Genomic DNA, 23,678 nt, shown 5'->3' on the forward strand with positions numbered 1-23,678 from the left:
GTCACAGAACCTTCGGCAGCCAGAGGGTCAGGATCGGGAAGAGCGTCAGCACCGCCAGCCGGACGAGGTCGGCGGCGAGGAACGGCACGATGCCCTTGAAGATCGTCTTGATCGGCGCGGCGGTGCCGATCACCGATTTCATGACGAAGACATTGACGCCGATTGGCGGGGTGATCATGCCGATTTCCACCAGCGACAGGGTGATCACCCCCCACCAGATCAGGTCATAGCCCATGCCGCTGATCAGCGGGATGACGAAGGGCGCGGTGACCAGAACGGCGGCGACCGTGTCGAACACGCTGCCGAGCACCAGATACATCGCCATGATCACCAGCAGGATCAGCCAGTGCGGCGTGGTTTCCAGATCGACGACGCTGAGCACGCTGGTGGTGATGTCGGTCAGGGTCAGATAGGCGGCGAAGATATTGGCGCCGATGACGATCACGTAGATCACCACCGTGTTGACGGCGGTCTCCGCAAACCCGTCGAGCAGCGCCCGCAGCGAGAACCCCTTGCTGGTGACGGCGAAGGCGAAGGCGAGAACGGCGCCGACCGCAGCCGCTTCCTGGGTGGTGAACACCCCGCCGTAGAGCCCGCCGAGCACCATCAGGAACAGCAGGATCGGCCGCCAGGCGACGGCCATGCTGCGCATGGCTTCGCGCGCGTCAAAGCCCTCGGCCTGCGGGGCCAGATCCGGCCTGAGCCGCACCTGAACCACCACCGCCACCAGATAGAGGCCCATGGCCAGCAGGCCGGGAATAAGGCTGGCGATGAAGGCTTCCTGGATCGAGACCTCGACCAGCACGCAATAGATGATCAAGACGACCGAGGGCGGGATCAGCGCGCCGAGGGTTCCGCCCGCCGCCAGCGTGCCGGTGGCTAGGCCGGCATCGTAGCCGCGCTGCTTCATTTCCGAGAAGGCAACCTTGCCGAAGGTTGCGGTGGTGGCGATCGATGATCCGGAAATGGCACCGAAGGCACCGCAGCCGATGACACTGGCGATCGACAGTCCTCCCCGGAAGCCGGCGGTGAAGCGGCTGGCGGCCTTGAAGATGTCGCCGGCAAGACCGGCCTGCACCGCAAGACTGCCCATCAGCAGAAACAGCGGAATGGCGGCGAGGCTGTCGCTGGACAGAGCGCGTGCGGTTTCGTTTTCGACGATGGCCAGCGCCTGCGGCTCGCCGATCACCAGAAAGAGGAAGCCGAAGCCGGTGAGGCCAAGGCTGATGCCGATGGGGATGCCGGCGACGATCAGGAGATAGAGGGCGAGAAAGGCGGCACCGGCCTGCCAGCCGGGCGTGGCATCGGCGGCCACCAGCGAGGCGAGGATGCCGGCGACGGCGGCGCCGATCAGCGTGAGGATGAGGGCGGGCCGCAGCAGCCGGCGCGGGTCCGTCTTGCGCAGCGCCAGAAGATGGCCGCCGGTCTTCCACAAGGTGGCGGCGCCGGCAAAGAGCAGGCAGTAGCTGGCCGCAAACCAGAACGGGGCGATGGACAGGCCGAGCAGACTGGTGGTGTCCTGAAACTCCAGCGCATCGGCAGCCTTGGCGTGAAGCCGCCAGGCGATCAGCAGAAGAAACGCCGTTTCGGCAATCGAGGCGATGGCGGTCAGCAGGGAGCGCTCGCCGAGCAGTGGCACCAGCAGCTCCATCCCCACATTGCGCCGGAGCAGGAAGGCGGGCGCTGCGGCGGCGGCAATGATCACCGCCATGACCAGGCCGCTGACCTCGTAGATGCCGCGCACGGTGAAACCGGCCGGCGTGTTGCGGCCGATCACATCGACCACCGTCGCGAAGGCGAGGCAGCCGAGGGCAATCATGGCAACATGCAGCGCGAGAAAGGCGATCCGCAGAACCTCCCGGTCCGGCGAAAAGGCCGGACCGGGAACGCTGGCGGCGCCGTCAATCACTTCGCCGCGATTGTTGCTCATCCCCGCGCCTCGTTGAGGGTGGCGGTGTAGAGCTCAAGGGCACGTTCGCCGTTGGGGTTCTCGGAAACCCACTTTTCGGTGACCGGGGCAATCCGCTTTTTCCACTCGCCGAGCTGTTCGGCGGTGGGAACGAGGATGTGATGGTCGGCCATCTCGGCGACGACCGCGCGCAGCCGGCGGTTTTCGCCGTCGAGCTGCTCGCCCCAGAAGTCGTTGAAGCGCTGGCCGCCATGCTCGCGAAGGGCGGTCTGGGCGACCTCCGGCAGGCTGTCGAACACCTTCTTGTTGATGGTCAGGAAGCAGGGGGAGGAGCCCAACGGCACATCGATATGCCACTTGACGAAATCGAGGATGCCCCAGGTTTCCAGCGCGTTCCAGTCGTTCATCGAGCCGCGCAGGGTGTTCTTCGACAGGCTCTCGGCGATGGTCGACACCGGCAGGGAGACCGGGATCGCGCCGAAGGCTTCCCACATCATTGCCGCCGTCGATCCGGCGGCGCGCACCCGCTCGCCGGCCAGGCCGTCGAGGCTGTCGATGTCCTTGGTGCTGTGGCAGTGCTGGATGCCGGAGGACATCACGGAGAACACTTCCACGCCCTTGAACCCGTCGAGAAGGTCTTCCTGGTAGAGCTTCCACAGCCCCCGCGAGGCGGATTTGGAGGTCAGTGCCTCGAACGGCAGTTCCACGAGCGTCGCGGTCTTGAACCGGCCCGGCGTGTAGCTGGTCACGCCCCAGCCCATGTCGGCGATGCCGCGCCGCACCGCATCATAGGTGTCGGCGGCGCTGGCCAGCGACCCGCCGGAATAAATGTCGATCTTCAGCGTGCCGTCGGAGGCCGCTTCAATGGCATCGAAGGCGGGACGGAAAATGCCGTTGGTCAGGAAGGACGTCGGTCCGGCGAAATTGGTGAAACGCAGCTTGGTCGGGCCGGCCGCGCGCAGGATCGAGGGGGTGCACAGCGCAGCGGCGCCGGCGGCAAGTCCGAGAAATTGCCGTTTGTTCAGTTCAGTCATGGGTTTCCTCCCCAATTGTCGAGATTTATGTGGGTGTATCCCGCAACCGCATGCATCCGCTCTCGTCGCCGCACCGGTGGGTCATGGTCCGGTGCCGGAACGGAATGCCTCCAGTTCCTGTCTGGATAGGTCGTTGCGTCAGGTTGGAACAAGGCGGAAAGAAGAAATGTTCGCACTGAGAACGTCGCGACGTTGAAACCTTGCCTTCAGGTGGTTGATCTCGTAGAGATGTGGCCGGCGGTTGAAGTCCGGTCGATGATCGGAGCTTCCAGGTTCCATTAGCCGAAGCACACCACACCGGCGAGCCCTCGGGGCGGCGGACCAGACCCCTTTCCCCATCTCCCTGTTTTTCAAGTCCTCCCTCGGGGCGCGTGTCTTGCGTCCGTCTTCGCATGGGACGGACGGCTTCCCGTCTGCGCGCTCCCCGTTTCTTAACCTTCGCACGAGAAAGGTCATGTCATGGCGCAATCCACGACACGGTTTCATGTGGTCACCGGCGGGCCGGGCTCCGGCAAGAGCACCCTGCTCGGTGCCCTGGCGGGGGCCGGTCTCTCTCGCACGGTCGAGGCCGGCCGGGCGATCATTCGGGATCAGGTGGCGATTGGCGGTCCGGCGCTGCCCTGGCGCGATCCGGCTGCCTTCGCCGAACAGATGCTCGCATGGGACATGCGCTCGCACCACATGGCACAGGACCTTCCCGGGCCGGTGCTGTTCGACCGGGGCGTGCCTGATGTTCTGGGGTATCTGGACCTTTGCGGCCTGCCCGTGCCCGCGCATATGGAGGCCGCAGCGTGCCGGTTTCGCTATCACCCGCAGGTCTTCATCGCCCCGCCCTGGCGGGAGATCTTTCACCAGGACACGGAGCGGCGTCAGGACTTCGCCGAGGCCTGCCGCACCTATGAGGCGATGGCGCGGGTCTACGCCCGGCTCGGCTATCGGCTGGTCGAGTTGCCACGGGCCAGCGTCGAGGAGCGCGCCCGTTTCGTGCGGGCGCATCTCGGGCTGGCGTCGCAACTGGTCCTTTAATAGGGCGCCCGGCTGGCCGTTATCTGCTCAGCTGGTGGCGGAAAATCCGTTCAGCACCATTTCCTCTGCGCCGGCCTCGGCGGTGCGGGCTAGCACCTCCTGCATGGCGCCCACCGCATGGGCGACGGCGGCGGGCAGCGGGGTGCCGGTTGCCAGTTGGCCGATCATCAGCGCGGTGAAGAGATCGCCGGTTCCCGCCGGGCGCACCGGCAGGCGCGGCACTGGACAGCGATGCAGGCCGCTCGCCTGCACCAGCACCGTATCCAGATGGTTTTGCGGCGTATCGGCAAGGACGCAGCCGGTGGCGATCACGCCGGTCGGTGCGTTGGCACCAGTCGGCCGTGCGTCGCACAGGGCCTGGAAGGCTCCGGACAGCTCCTTCGCCGTGCCGGTCCGATGGTCGGTTAGAAGCCCCAGCTCAAATTGGTTCGGGGTGAGCAGGTCGGCCAGCGGCACCAGTTCGCTGCGCATCAGCTCCGGAATGCCCGGCTTTACATAGACGCCGAGGTCGATGTCGCCCATCACCGGGTCGCAGATATAGACGAGCTCCGGATTGCGCGCCTTTGCCAGCCGCACGAAACGGGCGACTGCCGCGCCGATTTCCGCCGAACCGAGATAGCCGGTAACGAGGAAGCGCGCCTTCTCGATCAGCCCGCGTTCGGTGAGGCCGAGCAGAAGATCTTCCACCAGCGCCGCATCGAGAACCTGTCCGCGCATGGTCGGGTAATGCGGGTTGTTCGACAAGAGGGTCGTCGGCACCGCTGCCACCGTCAGGCCGGCGGCCTGCATGGGAAACACTGCCGCGCTGTTGCCGACATGGCCATGCACCACCTGGCTCTGGATCGACAGGACGAGCGGGGCGGGCGTTCTGGGCGCACTCATGATCACTGACTTCTTTGTTGGGGGAAGGTCGGCGGCGAAGATGCCTCAGGCGGTCGTCTCGGACGTCCCTTTCAGGCGGCTGTCCCAGCTTTCCACCCGCCGGTTTTCAAGGCGCCGGCGCGCATAGCGGCGCCAGCCGTCGGGCAGGTGCTCAAGCGCGGCCATCGCCGCCAGTTCGTCGAAGTTGAGGGTGTCGACGTAGAGCGTGTGCCACAGCCGGTGCAAGGTCCAGTCCGGCGAACGCCGGTCCACCAGCGTAAACGATGCGCCCGGCTCCACGGTGCCTTCTTCCAGCACCCGGTAGTACCAGCCGGTCCGTCCGCTCTTCTGAACGCGCAAGGCCATGTCCGGCACGTCATGCCGGAAATTCAGCTTCCAGCAGGGCTGGCGTCCCTGCGACACCTCGATCAGGGCTGTGCCGAGGCGAAACCTGTCGCCAAGGGCAACGGTTGCTTCGGTCATGCCGGAGGTGGAGAGGTTTTCGCCAAAGGCGCCGGGGGCGGCCAGCAGCGGCGTTGCGCCCAGCTCCTGCCGCCAGGCGGTGTAATGCTCGAACGGATAGTGGTGCACCGCCTTGTCCGGACCGCCGTGATGTTTGCGGTCGCCTTGCGCGTCGCCGTCAAAACCTTCACGGCCAAGGTGCAAGGGGCGGTCCACTGGCAGCTTGGCGATGCCGCTCGGGACGGCCTTCGGTCCCAGCTCCGCCAGCTCGCCGACCAGCAGGTGATCGAGATGAACGGTCATGACATGCGGTCCCTCTTGCAGTTGAGCCTTTCCGGAAATGCCCGGCTCGTGGCCGGTGTTAGGGAAATTCTGGTCTCATACAAAGGGCCGGTTCCAATATTTGCAAGGAACCAGTTTTCGCGGCAGTCGTCCACTGCATGATGCGCCGCGCGCAGGCGATCAGCGGAAGGTCAGCGGGATGGTGAAGCGCCAGCGGGTTTTGCCGGTACTGGCCGGAATGCGCGGGAAGGGCGCCGCACGGCCGACGGTCTCCAGCGCCGCCCGGTCGAGGATCGTCGAACCGGAGCTGCGGACGACGCGCACGCCGGTCGCCGCCCCGGAGCTTTGCACGGTAAAGCCGACGGTGACTTCACCGGTGAGCCCCTTGCGCCGGGCCGACCGCGGATAGCGCAAGGAGCGACCGAGCTTGCGCCGGACAAGGCCGGGATAGTTTGACCTTGCGGCGTTGCCTGCGTCGCGGGTCTTCGCCCCGCCGCGCGAACCGCCCTTTTGCACGGTCTGTCGCCCCTTGCCGCCGGCCCCGGGCGCGCTTTTCGCGCGTGCTGTCCTGGCCGCCTTGTCGCGCCGTTTCGGCTTCACCTGTTTCTGGGCCTGTTTCCGCTCCGGCTTTTTCGTCGTGGGCGTTGCCGCGGCGATCCGGGTGATCTCCGGAGGGCGGGCGATGGGACGCGGCACTGTCGGGCTCTGTTCCGCCGCCCGGCTTTCTGCGGTCCTGGCAGCCGTTGCCGCCACCGGTTTTGCCTCTGTGGGGCGTGCGATTGCGGCTCGGACCGTCTGCGCCGCAGAGGGTTTGAGAGCCGGCTGGGCCTCCGGCCTGACCGCCTTCGGTTGGCTCTGTTGCGGCGGTTGGGGCCGCAGCGCCCCTGCCGGTTCGGCGGCAGTTGCCGTCTGTGTCGGGCTTTGCTGCGGCTGAACCGCCCCGCCCCCGGCCTGTGCACCGGCGGCGATGCTGCTGGTAAAGGCTTGGCCGATCTGCACCGAGGCGCGCGCACCGGCGCCGGCAAGCTGTTCCTCCGGCGCGCGGCCATTCAGGGCGAAGGCGGCGCCGAGATGGACCGCCAGCGAGGCGGCCACCGCCAGAAGCCGGTAGGGCGGGCGAAAGGCGCGGCGCTCGGTCATGACCCGGCCCGCATGGTCACCACCGACACGCTGCCGGCGCCGGCGGCATAAAGCGCATCCACCAGCGTCAGCAGGCGCACCGCCGGCAAGGCCCGGTCGGCGGCAAGGCGGATGGCGGGCAGTGGGGGAACGTCCCCCGGCTCTCTTTCTCCCGCCGTTTCCCTTCCTCGCGCATGATCGGTCATGAACGCCTCGGCGCTGGTGGCTTGCCCGCGATAGCGCAACACTCCTTCAGCATCTGCGAAGAGCGCATCGGGGGGCGGCAACGGCGGCGCGCCGGTTGTTTCCGCCAGCGATACCTCGGGATCGACCGGTGGCGACAACTGGCCGGCAATGAGGAAAAAGATCAGCATCAGGAAGACGATGTTGATCAGCGACAGGGTGTTTTCCTGCGGCCGTTTCGGTCGGGAATGTGCCATGCGGATCATCGCCTTACCTCGCCACGGTGATCTGCAGGGGGGTGATCGCACCCAGCCGGTCGAGCGCGGCCACGAGATCCTGGGTGGAGGCATCGCCGCCGGGCAGGAGCAGCGCGGTCTTCGCGCCCTTGCCGACGAGATCGGTGACCGCCTCCGCCGCGCCCTCAAGGTCCATGGTCAGGCCGTTGAGGCGCAGACCCTGCCCGTCGACGGTCAGGAAGATATCCGGGGCAGGGCCTGCGCCGCCCTGTCCTCCAGCGGCCAGGTCGACCTTCCCGAACCGGGTGAAGGTCGAGGACAGCATGAAGAACAGCAGCAACAGGAAGATGACGTCGATCAGCGACGTCAGGGACAAGGGCCGCCGCCGGGCCATGGGTCGGTCAATGCGCATGGGCCACCCGGGGGGCAATTGTCGGAACCTCATCGGCAAGCGGCAGCGCGGGGCTGCCGACCCCGTGCAAGAGGATGGCCATGGGCAGGGTTTCCACCGCCACCCGCTCGCTTTCCAGACGCTCCTCCAGATAGGTGACGGCGAGCGACACCGGCATGGCGACCGCAAGACCGGCGGCGGTGGTCAACAGCGCCACCCAGATGCCGCCGGCCAGCGCGGATGGGTCGACCGCATTGCCCGCCAATTGGAGCTGCTGGAAGGCTTCGATCATGCCCAGCACCGTGCCGAACAGACCGAGCAGCGGCGCGATCTGGGCAATCGAGTCGAGCGCCTTCAGCCCCCGGCCAAGCTGGTGGAAGCGCTCGCCGGCGACCCGGGCGATGTCTTCCTCGATCCGGGCCTTGTCTCCCTCGGGGCGCTCGGCGAAGCGCATGGCCATGGCGACAGCCTCCTCCGCCGCGCTCGTCGCCCCGCTGAGGGCGCGCCAGGCATCGCCGCGCCGGCCGTGGCTCCAGTGCAGCACGGCGGCGCGCGCCCGGGCTGGCCGGCCGACCCGGGCTTGCAGGAACTGGCCGAGCTTCAGCATCAGGAGGGCGAGGGCGATGACCGACAGGCCGGCAAGCAGCGCCACCACCGGCCCGCCCAGGTCGATCAGGGCAAGAATGGGTTGCAACAGATCAGGGGCGGACATAGGCGAAAACTCCTATTGAATGACGGCAATGTCGGTTCGGCTGGAAAGGTGCAGCGGCGCGGTGCACAGCGGGGCGGCGGTACGATTGTCGTCGCCACCGGTACAGCCGGCCGGACCATTGACCAGAAGCCGGCTAAGGTTCGGGCAAGACACTCCGGGAAGGTCGAACTGGCGGACGACGGTCTTGGCCGGCGCCAGCGCGCCGAAATCGAGGGTGGTGAGCTGCTCCACCAGCCCCGCCTTGTTGAACAGCACCACTTCGTAGCGGGCCGCGTCGATGGCGCGACCTGTGTCGTTGCGGATGACGAAGGTGAGCAGGCACCCGGCTGAACCGGGCGCGACCCGGTTCAGCTCAAGGGCCAGCCCCTTGTCCGCGTTGGCGGGCGGGGCTGCCTCCGTCGCCGAGGCGAAAGCGGGGAACAGCGCCGCCGCCGACAGGGCGGCGGCAGCCAGGATCGAGACGGCGAGTTTCATGCGCGGGCCTACCATCCGAAGGTCTTCGCCAGGGTTAGCTTGAAGGTGCGGCCCCGGCCATCGTCGCCGGAGAGGTTCGCCCGGTACTGCTTGTCGAACAGGTTCTCCACGGCGGCCCGCACCTGCAGCCCGGAAAAGCGCCCCTCATCCGGCGTCCAGTTCATGAACAGGTCATGCACCGCGTAGCCGCCGAACGGACCGGTGGTGGCGCCGGTGGAGATCGAGGCGGCGAACAGGCCGCGCCAGCCGAACGAAAGGTCATGCTCGGGCAGGCGGCCGCCGAGGGTGACCGCCAGCGTGTCGGCCGGGATCGTCGTCAGGGTCTGGCCGGTCGCCTTGTCTTCCCCGCGCGTGAGGCTGTAGGCGAGGCTGGCGAAGGCGTAGTCCATGTCATAGGCGGCCTCGACCTCCACGCCGTAGATCTCCGCCTCGTCCACATTGACGTAATAGACCACCGGCACCGCCGCGCCGCGATTGGGGTTGGTGGTGATCAGGTCGTGCAGGTCGTTGTAAAAGCCGGTGGTCTTGAGCTGCAGGCTGTCCCCGTCGGTGACAAGGTCCTGGGTGGAGATGGCAAAACCCACCTCGACGGAGTTGGAAGTTTCCTTCTTCAGGTTGAGGCTTGGTAGGCGCCCGCCGGGATAGTCCGCATTCGGGCCGGCACTGGAGAACATCTCATCAAGGGTCGGCACCCGCTGGGTATGGGCAACGGAGCCGAACAGCGAGAAGGTCTCGTTGATCTGGTACATCACCGCCAGTTTCGGCGAAAAGGCGATGTCGTTGCTGGTCTTGGCGCCGGGAACCGATGCGTCCGGGCGCAGGTTGACGAAGTCGAGCCGGGCGCCGGGAATGACGGTGAGCTTCTCGTTCCAGATGAACTCATTCTGGAAGAACACGCCGTATTTGGTGTCCGTTCCTTCCGGGTGGAAGCCGATCGGACCGGTGCTCGCCTCGGCAAAGCGCTGCTGGTGGCTGAGCTGGCCGCCGACGGTGAGGAAGTTCTCAAAGCCGTCGCCGCTGTGCTCGAAGGTGTTTTCCGCCTTGGCCGCCCAGGTGCGGTAGCCGTAGTCGGAATCGGCGAACAACGGCGAGGGAATGAAGTTGAACGAGGAATTTTCCTGCCGCACCTTGGTGTCGGACAGGGACAGGTTCAGCTTGAAATCGAGCAGCGGGTTGCTGCTGGCCGGGTTCTCGTAGCTCAGCACCACCGTCTGGTCGGTGATCTTGCGGTCGATGGTGCCGAACGGCAGGGTGCCGGTCTGCGAATACTCGGTATCATCCGCATCGCTCTGCCAGCGCTGGTAGGACAGCCGCACCGCCTGTTCGTCGTTCTCGCCGAAGCGGTGGGTCAGCTTGGCCAGCCCGGAGAAGGCGGCGAAATCGGAGCCGGGCACCGGCACGCCATTGCCGTTCTCGTATTCGCTGGAGCGGCGGAAGTTGCCGTTCAGCAGCACCTCCGTGCCGTTGGAAAAGGCATGGGCGGCGGAGATCGAGGCCAGCACCCCGTCCTTGTTGGAATCGTACATGGACTTGAGCTGGACGGCGGTGGTCTGCCCGTCCTTGAGGAAATCGGCCGCGTCTTTGGTGGTGAAGTTGATCACGCCGCCGAGCGCGCCGGAACCGTAAAGGGTCGAGGAGGCCGGGCCGCGCAGCACCTCCACCCGCTTGTAAAGTTCCGGATCGCTGAAGAACGAGCCGAGCCGGTATTGCTCGTAGAATTTCACCGCGCCGTCGACGGTGACGACGATCTTCGATTCGTCGGAAGCCTCAAGCCCGCCGATGCCGCGAATGTTGAAGGACTGGCCGGCGGTCCGCTCGCTGCCGATGACGGTGACGCCCGGCACCTGGCGCAGGATGTCGCCGATCACCATCGGCTGTTCTTCGTCGATCGCCTCCTGATCGAGGACCGTGACCGCCTGGGGCGTGTCGATCGCCACCTTTTCCACGCCCGCGCCGATCACCAGCCGTTGCAACAGGGTCGAGGCGCCGGGCGCATTGACCGTTGCCGCATCCTGCGCCCGCGCCTGCGGCGCTAGCGCGATAAAAAGCGCGCCGAGGGCGACACCGTTCTTCCAAACCGCAAGTTTGCCAGCGGCCATATGCATTTCCGGTCTCCAGACATTCCTCGTCTGCTCGCTGGCATCGGCTCGCTCGCTTTTCGGTGGGTGAAATATGAGTTAACAACTCAGGTATTGATGTGGATACGAAACATGAGTATTTGAGTCAAGATATTGATCGGCGGTTTCGACCGCACTGACCCGGGTGCGATGCAAAGCCAGCACACTCCGGGCCGCCCGTCGCGGCGGGCCATCGCCCGCCCTTTCCGACCGGTGGCCGAGTGGAGCGCAAGCACAGCCGAGCCCCCGCCGCGCGCGCCTTTACGAGGCGTGCCTGTGCTTCCTGCGGCGGCACCCCATTTCGCGGGGCGGCCCAATCACGGACAATGGCTATGACAGATATCTCTCTCGACATTGATCAGATCCGGCGCATGCGCGATGGCAATCCGAAGATGCGCGAGCGCGACCTGGCCCGGATGATGGGCATCAGCGAGGCGGAGCTGGTGGCCGCGTTCTGCGGCGAGACCGTGCGCCGGATCAATGTGCGATTCGACACGCTGTTTCCCGCGCTGGAGGCAGTGGGCGAGGTGCTGGCGCTGACCCGCAACGAAAGCGCCGTGCATGAGAAGGTCGGCGTCTACGACCGGTTCATCGACGGCAAGATGGCGGCAATGATGCTTGGCGCCGACATCGACATGCGCATGTTTCCCGCCCATTGGGTCCATGGTTTTGCCGTCGAACGGCCGCAGCAGGATGGATCGGTGCGCCGCAGCCTGCAGGTCTTCGACCGGCATGGCGATGCGGTCCACAAGATCCATGCCCGCGAGGCGACGGATATCGCCGCCTGGGACGCGCTGGTGGCAAGCCATCTCGCCGAGGACCAGACGCCCGGCCTTGGCATTCGCCCGGAACCGGCGGTGCTGCCTGTCCGTCCGCCGCTGGATACCTCCCAGCGTGCGTCCTTGCGGGCCGGCTGGGCGGCGATGACCGATCCGCACCAGTTCCATGGCCTCTTGCGCAAGTTCAAGCTGCACCGGCTGGACGCGCTGGAGCTGGCCGGAGAGCCGCACGCATGGCAGTTGCAGCCCGATGCGGTCTCCGCCACCCTGCGCCTTGCCGCCAACGAGGCGCTGCCGATCATGTGCTTCGTCGGCAGCCGTGGCTGTATCCAGATCCATTCCGGTCCGGTGGAGACCGTGGCGGTGCGCGGACCATGGATCAACGTGATGGATCCGGGCTTCCATTTGCATCTGCGCACCGATCAGATTCACGAGGCCTGGGCGGTGCGCAAGCCGACGCCTGAGGGGCATGTCACCTCCATCGAGGCCTATGACGCGGACGGCACGCTGGTGATCCAGTTCTTCGGTCTGCGCAAGGAAGGCGCGGACGAGCGCGGCGACTGGCGCGCGCTGGTGGAGAACCTCCCCCGCCTGTCGCTGCTTCCCGCGCAGTGAGGTCCCCCATGTCCATTCTTTCGCCCGCACTTGTGCGGATCGCCGCGCCCGTTGCTCTCGCTCTTTCCCTGGCCCTTGCCGCCGGAACGGCTCTGGCCGAGCCGGCGCCGCTCAAGGATGCCCGGCGGATCGTCGCCATCGGCGGCGCCGTGACCGAGATCGTCCATGCGCTGGGCGAGGAGGGGCGGCTGGTTGCCCGCGACACCACCAGCAGCTATCCGCCGGCGGCGGACGCCCTGCCCGATGTGGGCTACATGCGCGCCCTGTCACCGGAAGGGGTGCTGTCGGTGAAGCCCGATGCCATCCTGGCGATCGAAGGCAGCGGCCCGCCGGAGGCACTCACCGTGCTGAAGGGCGCGGGGGTCGATTTTGTGACGGTTCCGGAGCGCTTCGACGCCGCCGGTATTTCGGAGAAGGTGCGCTTGGTGAGTGCGGCGCTGGGCGTGCCGGAAAAGGGCGCGGAACTGGTGCGGCGGATCGAGGCGGAGCTTCAGGCCGCCACCGCCGAGGCCGCGGCGCGTGGGCGAGACGCGCGGGTGCTCTTCATCCTCTCGCTCAGCGGCGGGCGCATTCTCGCCGCTGGCGACGAGACGGCCGCCGCCGGGGTGATTCGCCTGGCCGGCGCCCGCAACGCCATTGAGGGACTTTCCGGCTACAAGCAGATCAGCGACGAGGCGGCGATGGCCGCCGCGCCGGACGTGATCCTGATGATCAGCCGGAGCGGCGATCACCAGACCGGGGAGGCGGAGGTGCTGGCCCATCCAGGAATTGCCCGCACGCCCGCCGGGGTGCATCGGCGCCTGATCCGCATGGACGGGCTTTATCTGCTCGGCTTCGGCCCGCGCACCGCTGCCGCGGTCGGCGACCTGTCCGCCGCGCTCACCGACTACGGTCTTTGACAAAGAGGAGCGGCGGATCATGAGCGAAACCGTTCTGGAACCTCCCGCCGGCGGCTGGCGCACCGCCGCCCGTGCCGGGGATCGCGGCCCGATGGCCCGGGCGGTGATCGCCGCCCTGGCCGTGGCTCTGGCCGGCACCGCGCTGTTCTCGCTGGCGACCGGAGCGCTGGAGATCCCGGTGCTGTCGGCGCTCGGGGCTCTGGCGGAGGGGCGGGAGACCCTCACCGCCACCGAGCTGCGCGACCGGATCGTGCTCACCGAGGTGCGCCTGCCAAGGGTGTTGCTCGGCGCGCTGGTCGGGGCGGCGCTTGCCGTCTCCGGCGCGGTGATGCAAGGGATTTTCCGCAACCCGCTGGCCGATCCGGGCATCGTTGGCGTCTCCGCCGGCGCGGGGCTTGCCGCCGCCGGCCTGATCGTGCTCGGCGGCGGGGTGCTGGCGCCGGCCGTCGCCCTTGCCGGCATCTATGCCCTTCCGGTCGCCGCGTTTTTCGGCGGTCTGGTGACCACCTTCGCCCTTTATCGCATCGGCACGCGCGGCGGCATGACCTCGATCCCGACCATGCTGCTGGCCGGCATCGCCCTTGGCGCGCTGGCCGGAGCGCTGACCGGACTGCTGGTCTATGTCGCCGACGACCGGCAGTTGCGCGATCTGACCTTCTGGGGCCTCGGGTCGCTCGCCGGTGCCAACTGGGACAAGATCCTGGCCGCCGGCCCGGTGATCGCGCTGGTTCTGGCGGCGGTGCCGTTTCTTGCCGGCGGGCTCAATGCGCTGGTGCTGGGCGAGGCGGCGGCCAGCCACATCGGCATCCGGGTGCAGCGGCTGAAGACGATTGCCATCGTCGCCGTTGCCGCCGCCACCGGTGCGGCGGTCGCGGTCAGCGGCGGCATCGGCTTCGTTGGCATCGTCGTGCCGCATCTCCTGCGCCTGACCATCGGCCCGGATCACCGCTATCTGTTGCCGGCCTGCGCCCTGCTCGGTGCCAGCCTGCTGATCCTCGCCGATACGGTGAGCCGCACCATCGTCGCCCCGGCTGAATTGCCCATTGGCATCGTTACCGCGCTCGCCGGTGCGCCGTTCTTCCTGTGGATACTGCTGCGGCGGAAAGGCCTGACCTCCCTATGAAGCCCGACACGCCTCAGATGATGACCCCGCCCCGGTTGGAGGTGCGTGACCTCGGCGTTACCCTGTCCGGCAAGCCGATCGTCACCGGTGTCGGCTTTTCGGTTCCCGCCGGCACCCTGACGGCGATTGTCGGGCCGAACGGCTCCGGCAAGAGCACGGTGATGCGCGCGGTCACCGGTGAGCTGGCCCATTCCGGCGCGGTGCGGATCAACGGCGCTACCCTTTCGTCGCTCTCGCCGGCGGCGCTTGCGGCCTTGCGCGGGGTGCTGCCGCAGCACACCAGCCTGTCCTTCCCCTTGAGCGTGATGGAGGTGGTACGGCTCGGCCTGTTGCCTCCCTTCGGGCCGGGAAATGACCGCGACGCTCGGGTGCGCGCCGCCCTGCAACGGGTGGATCTCGCCGGCTTCGAGGGGCGTGCCTATCACAGCCTGTCCGGCGGTGAGCAGCAGCGGGTCCAGCTTGCCCGGGTGCTCTGTCAGGTGTGGGAGCCCTGCAGCGCGGGAACCGCCCGCTGGCTGTTCCTCGATGAGCCGGTGTCGAGCCTGGATATCCGCCATCAGATCCTGATTATGCGCATCGCCGCGGATTTCGCCGCACGCGGTGGCGGTGTCGTCGCGGTGATGCACGATCTCAACCTGACGGCGATGTTCGCGGGCCGGCTGCTGGTGATGAAATCCGGCCGCCTTCTGGCGGACGGGGCGCCGGAGGCGGTGTTGCGCGACGATCTGATCTCCGAGGCCTTCGACCATCCCTTGCGGGTGGGGGCGCTTCCGGCGCGCGGGACCCCCTTCGTCCTGCCTCAGGCAGCTCAGGCAGCTCAGGCAGCTCAGGGGGCGACCCGGGAGACGTCTCTCGTTTGACGTGCATATCTTGCAAGCTATCCATTTGGCCGCATTGACGGGCGCTTGGCGGCTGGGACATAGTCGATCCTTGAAAGTGGTTTCCGTGAAACACACGGATGAATAGGGAACACGGTGAGGATACCCCCCTTTGGGGCCAAGACCGTGGCTGCCCCCGCAACTGTGAGCGGCGAGCCGGCATCTGAAAGACCACTGACCCATGCCTCGGCATGGGTTGGGAAGGTGGATGCCCGGCGCTGACCCGCAAGCCAGGAGACCTGCCGCTTTCGGTCACCCGACCTTCGATACGGGGTGTGTCGAGGTGCGGCTTTCCGTTGAGGTGACACCCGAAAATCAGGACCCGCTCGCCGGGGCCTCGGTTTCGTTCGCATGGCGCGTCCGCAAGGCGCCCCGCGTGGACAGGACCCGCGCGCCCCCGTGACCCGGATCCTGCGACTTGTGATGTCCGGAGACGCCGACAGGCGGCCCGGCAAACACCTGGGGTGTGTCAGAATGACTGTAGCTGCCTGCCGGATCGGCATGTTTGGACTGGGACTGTTCTGCGCCGTGCCGGCGCTGGCGCAGGACCTGGAGCTGGAGGAGGTGGTGGTCTCCGCCGGCCGCACGCCGCTTGGCGCGGAAAAGGTCGGCCGGGCCTATACGGTGATCACCGGCGAGGATCTGGAGCGGAGCCAGACCCGCTATCTCGCCGATGCCTTGCGCAAGGTGCCGGGCGTTTCCGTCTCGCGCACCGGTTCCGTCGGCGGTCTGACCCAGGTCCGCCTGCGCGGGTCGGAAGCCAATCATGTACTGGTGCTGATCGACGGGGTCGAGGTTTCCGCCTCGTCCAGCGGCGAGTTCGACTTTGGCGGCTTGCAGGTCGCCGATGTGGAGCGGATCGAGGTGCTGCGCGGACCGCAAAGCGCGCTTTATGGCTCCAATGCCGCCTCTGGCGTGATTCATATCATCACCAAGGGCGGGGTGCGCGACGGCTATGAGGTCAGCGGCCGGACCGAGGTCGGCACCGACCGCACCTGGCTCGGCGCCGTGGAACTGCGCGGTGGCGGTGAGAATTTCGACCTTGCCCTGGCCGGCGCCTTCCGCCGCACAGATGGGTTCAACCTGTCCGACTACGGCTCGGAAAAGGATGGCGACCGGAACCTGACCCTCTACGGCAAGGGCGCCTGGGACCTGTCGGAGACCGTCCGGCTCGATGCCAACCTGCGCTATGTCGACCGCAAGTCCGACACGGACGATCAGGACTACAGCTTCCCGCCGACCCCGACCGAGGGGCAGGTGATCGACACCCCCGGCTACAACGCCACCCGCGAATTCTCCGGCGGGGTGGGCGCGTCCTGGTCGCTGTTCGAGGACCGGTTCGTGCAGAAGACCCGGTTCGAGCTGACCGATGTGGAGCGGCGCGGCTATGGCAGCGGCAGCGAAAACGGCAACCATGATCGCCGCTATCATGCCAGCTATCAGGGTACCTTCGCCTTCGAGACGCCGGAGTTTCTCTCCGCCGCGCACAGCCTGACCGGCGCTGTGGAATGGGAGCAGGAGACCTTCCGCAATACCCATCCCGGCACCCCCTCGCAGGTGCCGACCCGCAGCCGCGATCTTTTCGGCTATGTGGCCGAATATCGGGGCGAGTTCTACGACAATCTGTTCATCAGCGGCGCGCTGCGCTTCGACCAGAACGACGATTTCAAGAATGCCCTGACCTACAGCGCCAGCGCCGCCTATCTGGTGCCGGAGACGGGAACCCGGTTCCACGCCTCGATAGGCACCGGCGTGACCAACCCGACCTTCTTCGAGCAGTTCGGCTTTATCCCGTCCTCCTTCATCGGCAATCCGAATCTGCGGCCGGAGCAGAACTTCGGCTGGGACATCGGCATCGAGCAGACGTTCTGGGAGGACCGGGTGGTTGCCGACGTCACCTATTTCAACGAGCGGCTGGAGGATGAGATCCAGACCCGCTACCTGCCGGGCTGGGTCAGCACCCCCGTCAACCTCGATGGCACCAGTCGACGTCAGGGCGTGGAAGTGGCGCTCGGCGTCGACGTCACGGAAAACCTGCATGCCAAGGTGAGCTACACCTATCTCGACGCGACCGAGCCGTCCGGACTGCAGGAGGTGCGCCGCCCGCGCCATTCCGGCTCGCTCGGTCTCGTCTATGGCTTCGACGAGGGGCGCGGCAACCTGTTCCTCGATGCGGTTTACAACGGCCAGATGCAGGATCTGGAGTTCATTTCCTCGACGCCCTGGACCCGGGTCACCCTCGATCAGTACTGGCTGGTCAATGTCGGTGCCGATTATCAGCTCAATGATCATGTGCAACTGTTCGGCCGGGTGGAGAACCTGTTCGATCAGGATTATCAGGAGGTCTACGGCTACAACACGCAAGGGCTGACTGCCTTCGTCGGCCTCAAGGGCACCTTCTGATGTGCCGGCCGGCCGTCTCCCTGCTCGCCGCCGTGCTGCTTGCGCTCTCAGGCGCCGGCGCTTCGGCTGGCGAGCTGGCCGGGGTGGCCGGGACCTCCGGAGAGGTCGGATCGCCGCCGCTGCGGGTGGTGTCGATGAATCTGTGCACCGACCAGCTTGCCCTGCTGCTGGCCGCGCCCGGGCAGCTTCGGGCGCTGTCCCATCTGGCCTCCGATGAAAGCGTCTCCGTTCTCAGCGCCCGCGCCCGGGCCCTGCCGCGCAATCACGGTCTGGCGGAGGAAATCCTCCGTCTCGACCCGGATCTGGTGATCGCCGGCACCTACACCACCCGGGCGACGGTCAATCTGCTCAGGCGGCTGGGCCTGCGGGTCGCCGAATTCGCCCCGGCCCGCAACTTCGCCGATATTCGCGAAAACCTGACGCGGATGGGCGCGCTGTTGCACCGGGAGGCGCAGGCGCGGGCGCTCACCGAAGCCTTCGACCGGGAGCTGGCGCGGCTGAGTGCAGACAAGGGGGGCGCGCGTCGTCCGGTTCTCGGCTCCTATGCAGCCAACAGCTACACCACCGGTGGCGGCACGCTGGAAGCTGAGATCGTCACCGCTGCCGGCTTTCGCCATCTGGGCACGGAGCTCGGCCTCTCCGGCGCAACGCGCCTGCCGCTGGAAAGCCTGATTGTCGCCAATCCGGACTATGTGATGTCCTGGCGCCGCTGGACCGCCACCCCGGCGCGCTCCGGCGAGATCCTGACCCATCCGGCCTTGCAAAAATGGTTCGGGCCGGAACGCCGGCTCTGGTCGGATGATCGCTACTGGATCTGCGGCGCGCCCTTCACCGTGGAGGCGGTCACGGCGCTGGCCGCAGCAGTCCCCGGAGATGGATCATGAGCGGCGGGCGCGGCATCCGTTTTCCTCTGCTCGTCGCCGGGCTGGCCTCTCTGGTCGCCGGGCTGTTTTTCCTGTCGCTGGCGGTCGGTCAGGTGTGGATCGACCCACTTTCCGCTTTTTCCGGCGGCAGCGCCGCCGACCGGTTGATCTTGGCCGAAATCCGTCTACCCCGTGCCCTGCTCGGGCTGATGGTCGGGGCGATCCTCGGCCTGTCCGGCGCGGTGCTGCAGGGGCTGTTGCGCAATCCGCTGGCCGAACCGGGGCTGCTGGGCGTTTCCGCCTCGGCCTCGTTGGGGGCGGTGCTGGCGATCCATGGCGGGCTGGTCGCGGTCCATGCCTATGCCTTGCCGCTCAGCGCCCTCATTGGCGCGCTGCTGTCCGTTCTGCTGCTGCAGGCGCTGGTCGGCCGCTCCGGTGAAATCCTGACGCTGATCCTGGCCGGCGTCGCCTTGACCTCGCTGGCCGGTGCCCTGACCTCGCTGGTGCTGAACCTCTCGCCCAACCCGTTCGCGGCGATGGAAATCGTCTTCTGGATGCTCGGCTCGCTGACTGATCGCAGCATGGTTCATGTGGGGCTGGCCGGGCCGTTCATCGTCGTCGGCGCGGTGCTGCTGCTGTTGACCGGTCGGGCGCTGGAGGCGCTCAGCCTCGGGCAGGAGGTGGCCCGCAGCCTTGGCATCCGCATGGGACGGACCCGGGCGCTGGCGGTGCTGGGCACGGCGCTCGGGGTTGGCGCGGCCACCGCCGTCAGTGGCGCCATCGGCTTTGTCGGCCTGATCGTTCCCCATCTGCTCCGCCCGCTGGTGGGGCATCGGCCCGGCCGGCTCTTGCCGGTCAGCGCTCTGGGCGGGGCGGCGTTCCTGCTCGCCGCCGATCTTCTCGTGCGGGTGATCCTGCCGGGGCGTGATCTGAAGCTCGGTGTGGTGACCGCGATCATCGGCGCGCCGTTCTTCCTGTGGCTGTTGCTCAGTTTGAAAAGGAGGGCGGCATGAGTGGGCTGGTTTGCGACCGGATCACGGTGCCACGCGGCGATCGGTTGACCGTCGACAGCGTCTCCTTTGCCGCGCCCCGGCCGCAGCTCATCGGGTTGATCGGCCCCAATGGCGCGGGCAAATCGACCCTGATGCGGGCCGTCGCCGGTCTATTGCCGGCAAGCGGAACGGCGGTCTGGAACGGTGAGGATCTGACGGCAATGAGCCCGGCTCGCCGGGCGCGGGCGCTCGCCTTCATGCCGCAGGAGCGCACGGTGCACTGGCCGCTCGCCTGCCGCGAGGTGGTGATGCTCGCCCGTCTCCCGTATCAGGGGGCATTTGCCGGGCCTTCGGCGGCGGACCGGCGCGCAGTCGCCGAAGCGCTCGCGGCCATGTCGGTAGACGGCTTTGCGGATCGTGCCTTCGACACCTTGTCCGGTGGCGAGCAGGCGCGGGTACTGATCGCCCGCATGCTGGCGCAGGATCCGGATCTGCTGATCGCCGACGAGCCGGCGAGCGGGCTCGATCCGGCGCATCAGATCGCCCTGATGCAAGTCTTTCGCGACATCGTCGCTGGCGGGCGCAGCGTGCTCGTGTCCTTGCATGATCTCTCCCTGGCCAGCCGCTGGTGCGACCGGCTGCTGCTGATGGACCAGGGACGGCTCGTCGCCGATGGCACGCCGGAAGAGGTGATGACGGCGGACCGTATGGCGCGGGTCTATGGCATTGCCGTGCGCCCACTCACCATCGGCGGCAGCTTTGCCGTGGTGCCGGAGGGGCTTGCCCCATCTGCCTCCGCACAAACCTCCGAAGTCATGCCAATCGAGGAAGAAGGAGAGGGAAATGAGCGCTGCCTGCCGCGCATTGCATGATCACCTGCGCGCCGCCTTGCGCGATATCGACGCTGGCTGGAGCATCGGCTCCTTCGGCGCGATCGGCGAGTTTCACCAGCGGGCGGATGACCTCCGCCTGGTCGATGACCCGGAGGGACTCACCCGGGTGAGCGAGAAGGGCGGCATCCGCCTCGACGGCGCGGCGCTGGCCGAGGTGCGGGCCTTGGCCTACGAGACCCTGAGCCCGCGCGCCCATCGCTGGGGGCTGGGGCTGGCGCTGTGCCTGCCCGAGGCGCAGGCGGCCATGTCCGGGCGCAGCGTCCTGACCGAGCTGGGGCCGGATGAGGGCGCCTTGCGCGCAGAGGATCGGGGGGCGCTGCTGTTCGACATGGGGCTGGACCAGTTGCAGGTCGATTTCTGCATCCGCACCCGGGATCCGGAGCTGATCGCCATCTTGCGCGCGGGCGCGGGCAGCTCCGTCATGGCGCCGGGCAACGGGGCGATGGCGGCGATCCTGGAGGCTCACCCGCACCGGGTGGTGATCTCCCGGTTGGGTCGGGTCGAGGTCTATCAGAAGATCGGCGGACCGGCGACCGGCGGTGTGTCGCCGGACGGGCCGCACACCCATGTCCTGCCCAAACTCCTGAAGAGCGGGCGCAGCCATTCGGCCAACATCCCCGTCCCGGAAGGCTTCGTGCCTTGCGCCTATCTGCATCCGGCAAGTCCGGTGGCGGGGCCTCAGGGGCAGGATATCACCTATGACGCGGGCCGGCAGGCGGCGTTCGAGGAGTTGCTGGCCGCTTATGGACCGGCCGGATATCTGGCGGTGCGCGGTGCGGTGCTGGCCGCCTGTGCCGCCGGCGACGACCCGTCCTCCTTCACCGAGCCGGCGACCCGGACCGGTCGCATCGGCCTGCGCAACACCTTGCGCCAGATCGCCCGTGCCGCGGAAAGCGCTAGTGATGCGCCCCGTCTTGCCTGGGCGCGGCGCTGGCAGGCGGTGTTCGACCAAAGCGGTCAGCATGCGGAGGAGATGGACGCCGACAATCCGGGCCATGAGGGAGAGCCGTCATGACTGGATCTCCGGTGGATCAAATCGGTGCGGCGGCGGAACTGCTGCTCGACCGGGGCGGATGGACCATGGCCGCGCTGCTCTGCCTGTCGGTCGCCGCGCTGATGGCGGCCATCGTTTCGGCCCTGCGCTTTGCCGCGCTCCGCCCCTTTCAGGGCATGGCGACCGGGCGCGGCACGGCGGCAAACCTTGCCGCCCATTTGCGCCGTCGGCTGCTGCGCGGCGATGATCGCGAGTTGGTTGCCGAGGAAGCGGCGCTTTTGGCGCGCGGGTATCTGCGTCAGGCCCGCACCGGCTTTCGCCTGCTGGAGCTGATCGTTACCACCGCGCCGCTGCTGGGGCTGCTCGGCACGGTGCTTGGCATGATTGATGCCTTTCAGGCGATGCAGTCCTCCGGCGAGGCGGTAAAACCGGCGGATCTTGCCGGCGGCATCTGGGAAGCGCTGATCACCACGGCGGCGGGCATGGTGATCGCCCTTCTGGCGCTGGCGCTGCACGCCCTGCTCGATGCTCTGGTCGACCGGTTTCGTTTCCGGCTGGAGGTCGCGGCGACCGAGGCGCTGGAGACCGTGCCGGAACCGCCGCATGCGGTCACTGAGCCGGCGACGGCGGAAGCCGCCCGGCAGGCGGCGGCGCAGTGAGGCTGGAGGAGGAGCGGGCGCGTCGTCCCGGCGTCGGTCTGACATCGCTGATCGATGTGATCTTCCTGCTGATCGTCTTCTTCATGCTGGTCTCCAGCTTCGACCGGCTGCAGCTGTTGCCCCTTGCGACCGGCGGGTCGGCGGAAAGCGCACCCCAGGCCGAACCGTTGATCCTGCGCCTTGCCGCCGATGGTGGGTTCGCTGGCGGGGCCGAAGATGAGGCGCGGATCGCGGCGGCGATTGCGGCCGAGCGGCCGATTGTCCTGCGGATCGGCACTGGCGTAGCCGTGCAGCAGGGGCTGGATGCGCTGGATCGGTTGCGTGAGGCCGGGGCGGCGAGCGCCGCGCTGCAGCCGGAGGCCAGACAATGAAGATCGCGCCGGAGGTGCGGCGGCGCCCGGTGGAGCCCCTGCTGCCACTGATCAATGTGGTCTTCCTGCTCTTGATTTTCCTGCTCTTGATGGGCCGTGTGGAGGAGCGGGCGAAGATCAGCGTGACGCCGGGCGAGGCCGCGCACACCGAACCGGCCGGGGCGGTGCTGCGCCTGCAGGTGGATGCCGCCGGTGCGGTCGGCTTTGGCGAGATCCTGGGCGAGGAGGCGGTGTTGGCGGCGCTGGCAGTGGCTCTTGCTGATGATGACCCGGGCGAAGGGGACCCAGCGCGCCCGGTGGCCATTCGGGCCGATGCCGGGGCGGATCTGGCTCAGGTGTTGCGGCTGGCCCGTGCCGTGCGCCGTGTGGGGGCCAGTGCCGTCATGCTGGAGGTGCGGGCAAGATGAAGGAGGCGCTGACCTGGGGCGCGGGGCTGGTGTTGGCCTTGCTGCTGCATCTGGGCATCGGGTTGGCGGTATTCTGGCTGACGACCGATGACGGCACCGGCCAGACGGACAGTGGCGGCACGCTCTCCGGTGAGATGACGGTGCTGGTTCTGGAGGACGCCGGGGAGGGCGCGGCCGGTGCCGATGCGGACCGCACCGCCGGGACGGAGACCGGCAAGGAGAAGCCGGTGGAGCCCCGGGCCGAGCCAGCGCGGCAGCCGCAGCCCAAGCAAACCCCGCCGCCAGATCCCGCGCCTTCCGAACCTCCTTCTGAAGCTGAGATATCACCGGAACCGGAAGCGCAACGCGCGCCTGAGCCCGTGCCGGAACCGGAGCTCGCGCCCGCGTCCGTGCCTGAGGCGCAACAGGTGCCGGAAGTTCCTTCAGAACCTGCAACGGACGCGCTGCCCGACCCTGCCGCAACGCCAGTTGCGCAGATGGCGCAGGCCTCCACACCTCCTCAGGTGGCGCCCCTGCCGCGTCCCGCGCCCGAGCGTCCGGCACGTAAGCCGGTCCGCGAAACCAAGAAGGCGCCGCCGCGCAAGACGACCACCCGTGCCAGCACCTCCCGGCGCGGCGATGCGCAGGTCTCCACCCGCAAGGGCAACGTGGGGACCGGCAGGCGCGCGGCGGCCGGGGGCAAGAAAGGCGAGCGGGCGTCCTATGCGCTGAAGCTGCGGCGCCGGGTGGAGCGCTACAAGCGCTACCCGCCCGGTGCAACGCCGGGGGCCTTGCGCGGTGTCGGCAAACTGAAGATCACCATTGACCGCAAGGGGCGGGTGAAGCGGGCGAGCCTGGTGCGCAAGACCGGGGTTGCCGCCCTTGATCGCGAATTGCGCAAGCTTGCCCGTCGCGCCTCGCCCTTTCCTGCCGTCCCTGAGAGTATTGCTGGCCCGACCCTGACCTTCACCGTGCCCGTGCGGTTCGGGAAGAGAAAGTAGCGCGACGTGCGGGCGC

24 protein-coding genes and 1 riboswitch are annotated in these 23,678 nt (G+C 67.6%); of the genes, 14 read left to right on the forward strand and 10 right to left on the reverse strand.

Features of this window, described 5'->3' with window-relative positions:
• Position 1: 1 nt before the first annotated feature.
• Both IEV83_RS15515 and IEV83_RS15520 read right to left on the reverse strand, forming a co-directional pair.
• A complete protein-coding gene (locus IEV83_RS15515; RefSeq protein ID WP_181761283.1) occupies positions 2-1,930 on the reverse strand; it encodes a TRAP transporter large permease in 1,929 nt (642 codons plus the stop codon).
• Positions 1,927-2,943 carry a TRAP transporter substrate-binding protein gene (locus tag IEV83_RS15520; RefSeq protein ID WP_181761282.1) on the reverse strand — a complete coding sequence of 339 codons (1,017 nt, stop codon included), beginning with the start codon at positions 2,941-2,943 and terminating at the stop codon, positions 1,927-1,929. Before IEV83_RS15520 ends, IEV83_RS15515 begins: the two co-directional genes overlap by 4 nt.
• Positions 2,944-3,402: 459 nt before the next feature.
• On the opposite strand from IEV83_RS15520, the gene IEV83_RS15525 reads away from it, so the two are divergent.
• Entirely contained in the window at positions 3,403-3,969 is a 567-nt protein-coding gene (locus IEV83_RS15525; RefSeq protein WP_181761281.1) for an AAA family ATPase, read from the forward strand.
• Positions 3,970-3,996: 27 nt separating this feature from the next.
• On the opposite strand, the gene pdxY is transcribed toward IEV83_RS15525, so the two are convergent.
• From pdxY to IEV83_RS15565, 8 genes are all read right to left on the reverse strand, one after another.
• Complete coding sequence (pdxY, locus tag IEV83_RS15530; RefSeq protein WP_181761280.1) at positions 3,997-4,851, reverse strand: pyridoxal kinase; 855 nt, start codon at positions 4,849-4,851, stop codon at positions 3,997-3,999.
• Positions 4,852-4,896: 45 nt separating this feature from the next.
• Positions 4,897-5,595, reverse strand: a complete 699-nt coding sequence (locus IEV83_RS15535) for an MOSC domain-containing protein (RefSeq protein ID WP_181761279.1) — start codon at positions 5,593-5,595, stop codon at positions 4,897-4,899.
• Positions 5,596-5,754: 159 nt separating this feature from the next.
• Entirely contained in the window at positions 5,755-6,714 is a 960-nt protein-coding gene (locus IEV83_RS15540) for an energy transducer TonB (protein WP_181761278.1), read from the reverse strand.
• Positions 6,711-7,133: an ExbD/TolR family protein gene (locus IEV83_RS15545; protein ID WP_308683739.1), complete on the reverse strand. Its 423-nt coding sequence runs from the start codon at positions 7,131-7,133 to the stop codon at positions 6,711-6,713. The genes IEV83_RS15540 and IEV83_RS15545 overlap by 4 nt, the downstream gene beginning before the upstream one ends.
• A 13-nt stretch (positions 7,134-7,146) precedes the next feature.
• On the reverse strand, positions 7,147-7,524 hold the full coding sequence (locus IEV83_RS15550) for a biopolymer transporter ExbD (RefSeq protein ID WP_181761276.1): 378 nt from the start codon (positions 7,522-7,524) through the stop codon (positions 7,147-7,149).
• Positions 7,514-8,215: a MotA/TolQ/ExbB proton channel family protein gene (locus IEV83_RS15555; RefSeq protein ID WP_181761275.1), complete on the reverse strand. Its 702-nt coding sequence runs from the start codon at positions 8,213-8,215 to the stop codon at positions 7,514-7,516. Before IEV83_RS15555 ends, IEV83_RS15550 begins: the two co-directional genes overlap by 11 nt.
• A gap of 12 nt (positions 8,216-8,227) precedes the next feature.
• On the reverse strand, positions 8,228-8,689 hold the full coding sequence (locus IEV83_RS15560; protein WP_181761274.1) for a hypothetical protein: 462 nt from the start codon (positions 8,687-8,689) through the stop codon (positions 8,228-8,230).
• Between the two features lie 8 nt (positions 8,690-8,697).
• Complete coding sequence (locus IEV83_RS15565; RefSeq protein WP_181761273.1) at positions 8,698-10,788, reverse strand: TonB-dependent hemoglobin/transferrin/lactoferrin family receptor; 2,091 nt, start codon at positions 10,786-10,788, stop codon at positions 8,698-8,700.
• Positions 10,789-11,138: 350 nt separating this feature from the next.
• Here IEV83_RS15565 and IEV83_RS15570 point away from each other — a divergent pair, with 350 nt between their 5' ends.
• The 13 genes from IEV83_RS15570 (at position 11,139) to IEV83_RS15630 (ending at position 23,662) form a co-directional block, all read left to right on the forward strand.
• On the forward strand, positions 11,139-12,200 hold the full coding sequence (locus IEV83_RS15570) for a hemin-degrading factor (RefSeq protein ID WP_244628205.1): 1,062 nt from the start codon (positions 11,139-11,141) through the stop codon (positions 12,198-12,200).
• An 8-nt stretch (positions 12,201-12,208) separates the two neighbouring features.
• On the forward strand, positions 12,209-13,099 hold the full coding sequence (locus IEV83_RS15575; RefSeq protein WP_181761271.1) for a heme/hemin ABC transporter substrate-binding protein: 891 nt from the start codon (positions 12,209-12,211) through the stop codon (positions 13,097-13,099).
• A gap of 19 nt (positions 13,100-13,118) precedes the next feature.
• Positions 13,119-14,222, forward strand: a complete 1,104-nt coding sequence (locus tag IEV83_RS15580) for a FecCD family ABC transporter permease (protein WP_181761270.1) — start codon at positions 13,119-13,121, stop codon at positions 14,220-14,222.
• A 20-nt stretch (positions 14,223-14,242) separates the two neighbouring features.
• Positions 14,243-15,082 (forward strand): heme ABC transporter ATP-binding protein, encoded by an 840-nt coding sequence (locus tag IEV83_RS15585; protein ID WP_181761314.1) that lies wholly within the window; start codon positions 14,243-14,245, stop codon positions 15,080-15,082.
• 60 nt (positions 15,083-15,142) lie between these two features.
• A riboswitch (cobalamin riboswitch) is annotated at positions 15,143-15,361 on the forward strand.
• A 213-nt stretch (positions 15,362-15,574) separates the two neighbouring features.
• A complete protein-coding gene (locus tag IEV83_RS15590; protein ID WP_181761269.1) occupies positions 15,575-17,503 on the forward strand; it encodes a TonB-dependent receptor plug domain-containing protein in 1,929 nt (642 codons plus the stop codon).
• Positions 17,503-18,387 (forward strand): ABC transporter substrate-binding protein, encoded by an 885-nt coding sequence (locus IEV83_RS15595; RefSeq protein ID WP_181761268.1) that lies wholly within the window; start codon positions 17,503-17,505, stop codon positions 18,385-18,387. Before IEV83_RS15590 ends, IEV83_RS15595 begins: the two co-directional genes overlap by 1 nt.
• Positions 18,384-19,379: a FecCD family ABC transporter permease gene (locus IEV83_RS15600; protein WP_181761267.1), complete on the forward strand. Its 996-nt coding sequence runs from the start codon at positions 18,384-18,386 to the stop codon at positions 19,377-19,379. Before IEV83_RS15595 ends, IEV83_RS15600 begins: the two co-directional genes overlap by 4 nt.
• Positions 19,376-20,230, forward strand: a complete 855-nt coding sequence (locus tag IEV83_RS15605) for an ABC transporter ATP-binding protein (RefSeq protein WP_181761266.1) — start codon at positions 19,376-19,378, stop codon at positions 20,228-20,230. Before IEV83_RS15600 ends, IEV83_RS15605 begins: the two co-directional genes overlap by 4 nt.
• Positions 20,202-21,266 carry a DUF6925 family protein gene (locus tag IEV83_RS15610; protein WP_244628206.1) on the forward strand — a complete coding sequence of 355 codons (1,065 nt, stop codon included), beginning with the start codon at positions 20,202-20,204 and terminating at the stop codon, positions 21,264-21,266. The genes IEV83_RS15605 and IEV83_RS15610 overlap by 29 nt, the downstream gene beginning before the upstream one ends.
• On the forward strand, positions 21,263-21,904 hold the full coding sequence (locus IEV83_RS15615) for a MotA/TolQ/ExbB proton channel family protein (RefSeq protein WP_181761265.1): 642 nt from the start codon (positions 21,263-21,265) through the stop codon (positions 21,902-21,904). Before IEV83_RS15610 ends, IEV83_RS15615 begins: the two co-directional genes overlap by 4 nt.
• Positions 21,901-22,275 carry an ExbD/TolR family protein gene (locus IEV83_RS15620; protein WP_209003198.1) on the forward strand — a complete coding sequence of 125 codons (375 nt, stop codon included), beginning with the start codon at positions 21,901-21,903 and terminating at the stop codon, positions 22,273-22,275. Before IEV83_RS15615 ends, IEV83_RS15620 begins: the two co-directional genes overlap by 4 nt.
• On the forward strand, positions 22,272-22,682 hold the full coding sequence (locus IEV83_RS15625; RefSeq protein ID WP_181761264.1) for a biopolymer transporter ExbD: 411 nt from the start codon (positions 22,272-22,274) through the stop codon (positions 22,680-22,682). Before IEV83_RS15620 ends, IEV83_RS15625 begins: the two co-directional genes overlap by 4 nt.
• A complete protein-coding gene (locus IEV83_RS15630; protein ID WP_181761263.1) occupies positions 22,679-23,662 on the forward strand; it encodes an energy transducer TonB family protein in 984 nt (327 codons plus the stop codon). The genes IEV83_RS15625 and IEV83_RS15630 overlap by 4 nt, the downstream gene beginning before the upstream one ends.
• Positions 23,663-23,678: the final 16 nt, after the last annotated feature.

It is taken from the genome of Stappia taiwanensis (assembly GCF_014635285.1).
GTDB classification, from domain to species: Bacteria; Pseudomonadota; Alphaproteobacteria; order Rhizobiales; family Stappiaceae; genus Stappia; species Stappia taiwanensis.

What these genes read in the sequence shown, in the direction of transcription:
- IEV83_RS15625 (WP_181761264.1), top strand. Translation starts at nt 22,272, where the DNA reads ATGAAGATCGCGCCGGAGGTGCGGCGGCGCCCGGTGGAGCCCCTGCTG.
- IEV83_RS15515 (WP_181761283.1), bottom strand. Translation starts at nt 1,930, where the DNA reads ATGAGCAACAATCGCGGCGAAGTGATTGACGGCGCCGCCAGCGTTCCC.
- IEV83_RS15585 (WP_181761314.1), top strand. Translation starts at nt 14,243, where the DNA reads ATGACCCCGCCCCGGTTGGAGGTGCGTGACCTCGGCGTTACCCTGTCC.
- IEV83_RS15590 (WP_181761269.1), top strand. Translation starts at nt 15,575, where the DNA reads ATGACTGTAGCTGCCTGCCGGATCGGCATGTTTGGACTGGGACTGTTC.
- IEV83_RS15545 (WP_308683739.1), bottom strand. Translation starts at nt 7,133, where the DNA reads ATGGCACATTCCCGACCGAAACGGCCGCAGGAAAACACCCTGTCGCTG.
- IEV83_RS15560 (WP_181761274.1), bottom strand. Translation starts at nt 8,689, where the DNA reads ATGAAACTCGCCGTCTCGATCCTGGCTGCCGCCGCCCTGTCGGCGGCG.
- IEV83_RS15520 (WP_181761282.1), bottom strand. Translation starts at nt 2,943, where the DNA reads ATGACTGAACTGAACAAACGGCAATTTCTCGGACTTGCCGCCGGCGCC.
- IEV83_RS15570 (WP_244628205.1), top strand. Translation starts at nt 11,139, where the DNA reads ATGACAGATATCTCTCTCGACATTGATCAGATCCGGCGCATGCGCGAT.
- IEV83_RS15525 (WP_181761281.1), top strand. Translation starts at nt 3,403, where the DNA reads ATGGCGCAATCCACGACACGGTTTCATGTGGTCACCGGCGGGCCGGGC.
- IEV83_RS15550 (WP_181761276.1), bottom strand. Translation starts at nt 7,524, where the DNA reads ATGCGCATTGACCGACCCATGGCCCGGCGGCGGCCCTTGTCCCTGACG.
- IEV83_RS15610 (WP_244628206.1), top strand. Translation starts at nt 20,202, where the DNA reads ATGAGCGCTGCCTGCCGCGCATTGCATGATCACCTGCGCGCCGCCTTG.
- IEV83_RS15540 (WP_181761278.1), bottom strand. Translation starts at nt 6,714, where the DNA reads ATGACCGAGCGCCGCGCCTTTCGCCCGCCCTACCGGCTTCTGGCGGTG.
- IEV83_RS15605 (WP_181761266.1), top strand. Translation starts at nt 19,376, where the DNA reads ATGAGTGGGCTGGTTTGCGACCGGATCACGGTGCCACGCGGCGATCGG.
- pdxY (WP_181761280.1), bottom strand. Translation starts at nt 4,851, where the DNA reads ATGAGTGCGCCCAGAACGCCCGCCCCGCTCGTCCTGTCGATCCAGAGC.
- IEV83_RS15555 (WP_181761275.1), bottom strand. Translation starts at nt 8,215, where the DNA reads ATGTCCGCCCCTGATCTGTTGCAACCCATTCTTGCCCTGATCGACCTG.
- IEV83_RS15535 (WP_181761279.1), bottom strand. Translation starts at nt 5,595, where the DNA reads ATGACCGTTCATCTCGATCACCTGCTGGTCGGCGAGCTGGCGGAGCTG.
- IEV83_RS15595 (WP_181761268.1), top strand. Translation starts at nt 17,503, where the DNA reads ATGTGCCGGCCGGCCGTCTCCCTGCTCGCCGCCGTGCTGCTTGCGCTC.
- IEV83_RS15580 (WP_181761270.1), top strand. Translation starts at nt 13,119, where the DNA reads ATGAGCGAAACCGTTCTGGAACCTCCCGCCGGCGGCTGGCGCACCGCC.
- IEV83_RS15615 (WP_181761265.1), top strand. Translation starts at nt 21,263, where the DNA reads ATGACTGGATCTCCGGTGGATCAAATCGGTGCGGCGGCGGAACTGCTG.
- IEV83_RS15600 (WP_181761267.1), top strand. Translation starts at nt 18,384, where the DNA reads ATGAGCGGCGGGCGCGGCATCCGTTTTCCTCTGCTCGTCGCCGGGCTG.
- IEV83_RS15565 (WP_181761273.1), bottom strand. Translation starts at nt 10,788, where the DNA reads ATGGCCGCTGGCAAACTTGCGGTTTGGAAGAACGGTGTCGCCCTCGGC.
- IEV83_RS15575 (WP_181761271.1), top strand. Translation starts at nt 12,209, where the DNA reads ATGTCCATTCTTTCGCCCGCACTTGTGCGGATCGCCGCGCCCGTTGCT.
- IEV83_RS15630 (WP_181761263.1), top strand. Translation starts at nt 22,679, where the DNA reads ATGAAGGAGGCGCTGACCTGGGGCGCGGGGCTGGTGTTGGCCTTGCTG.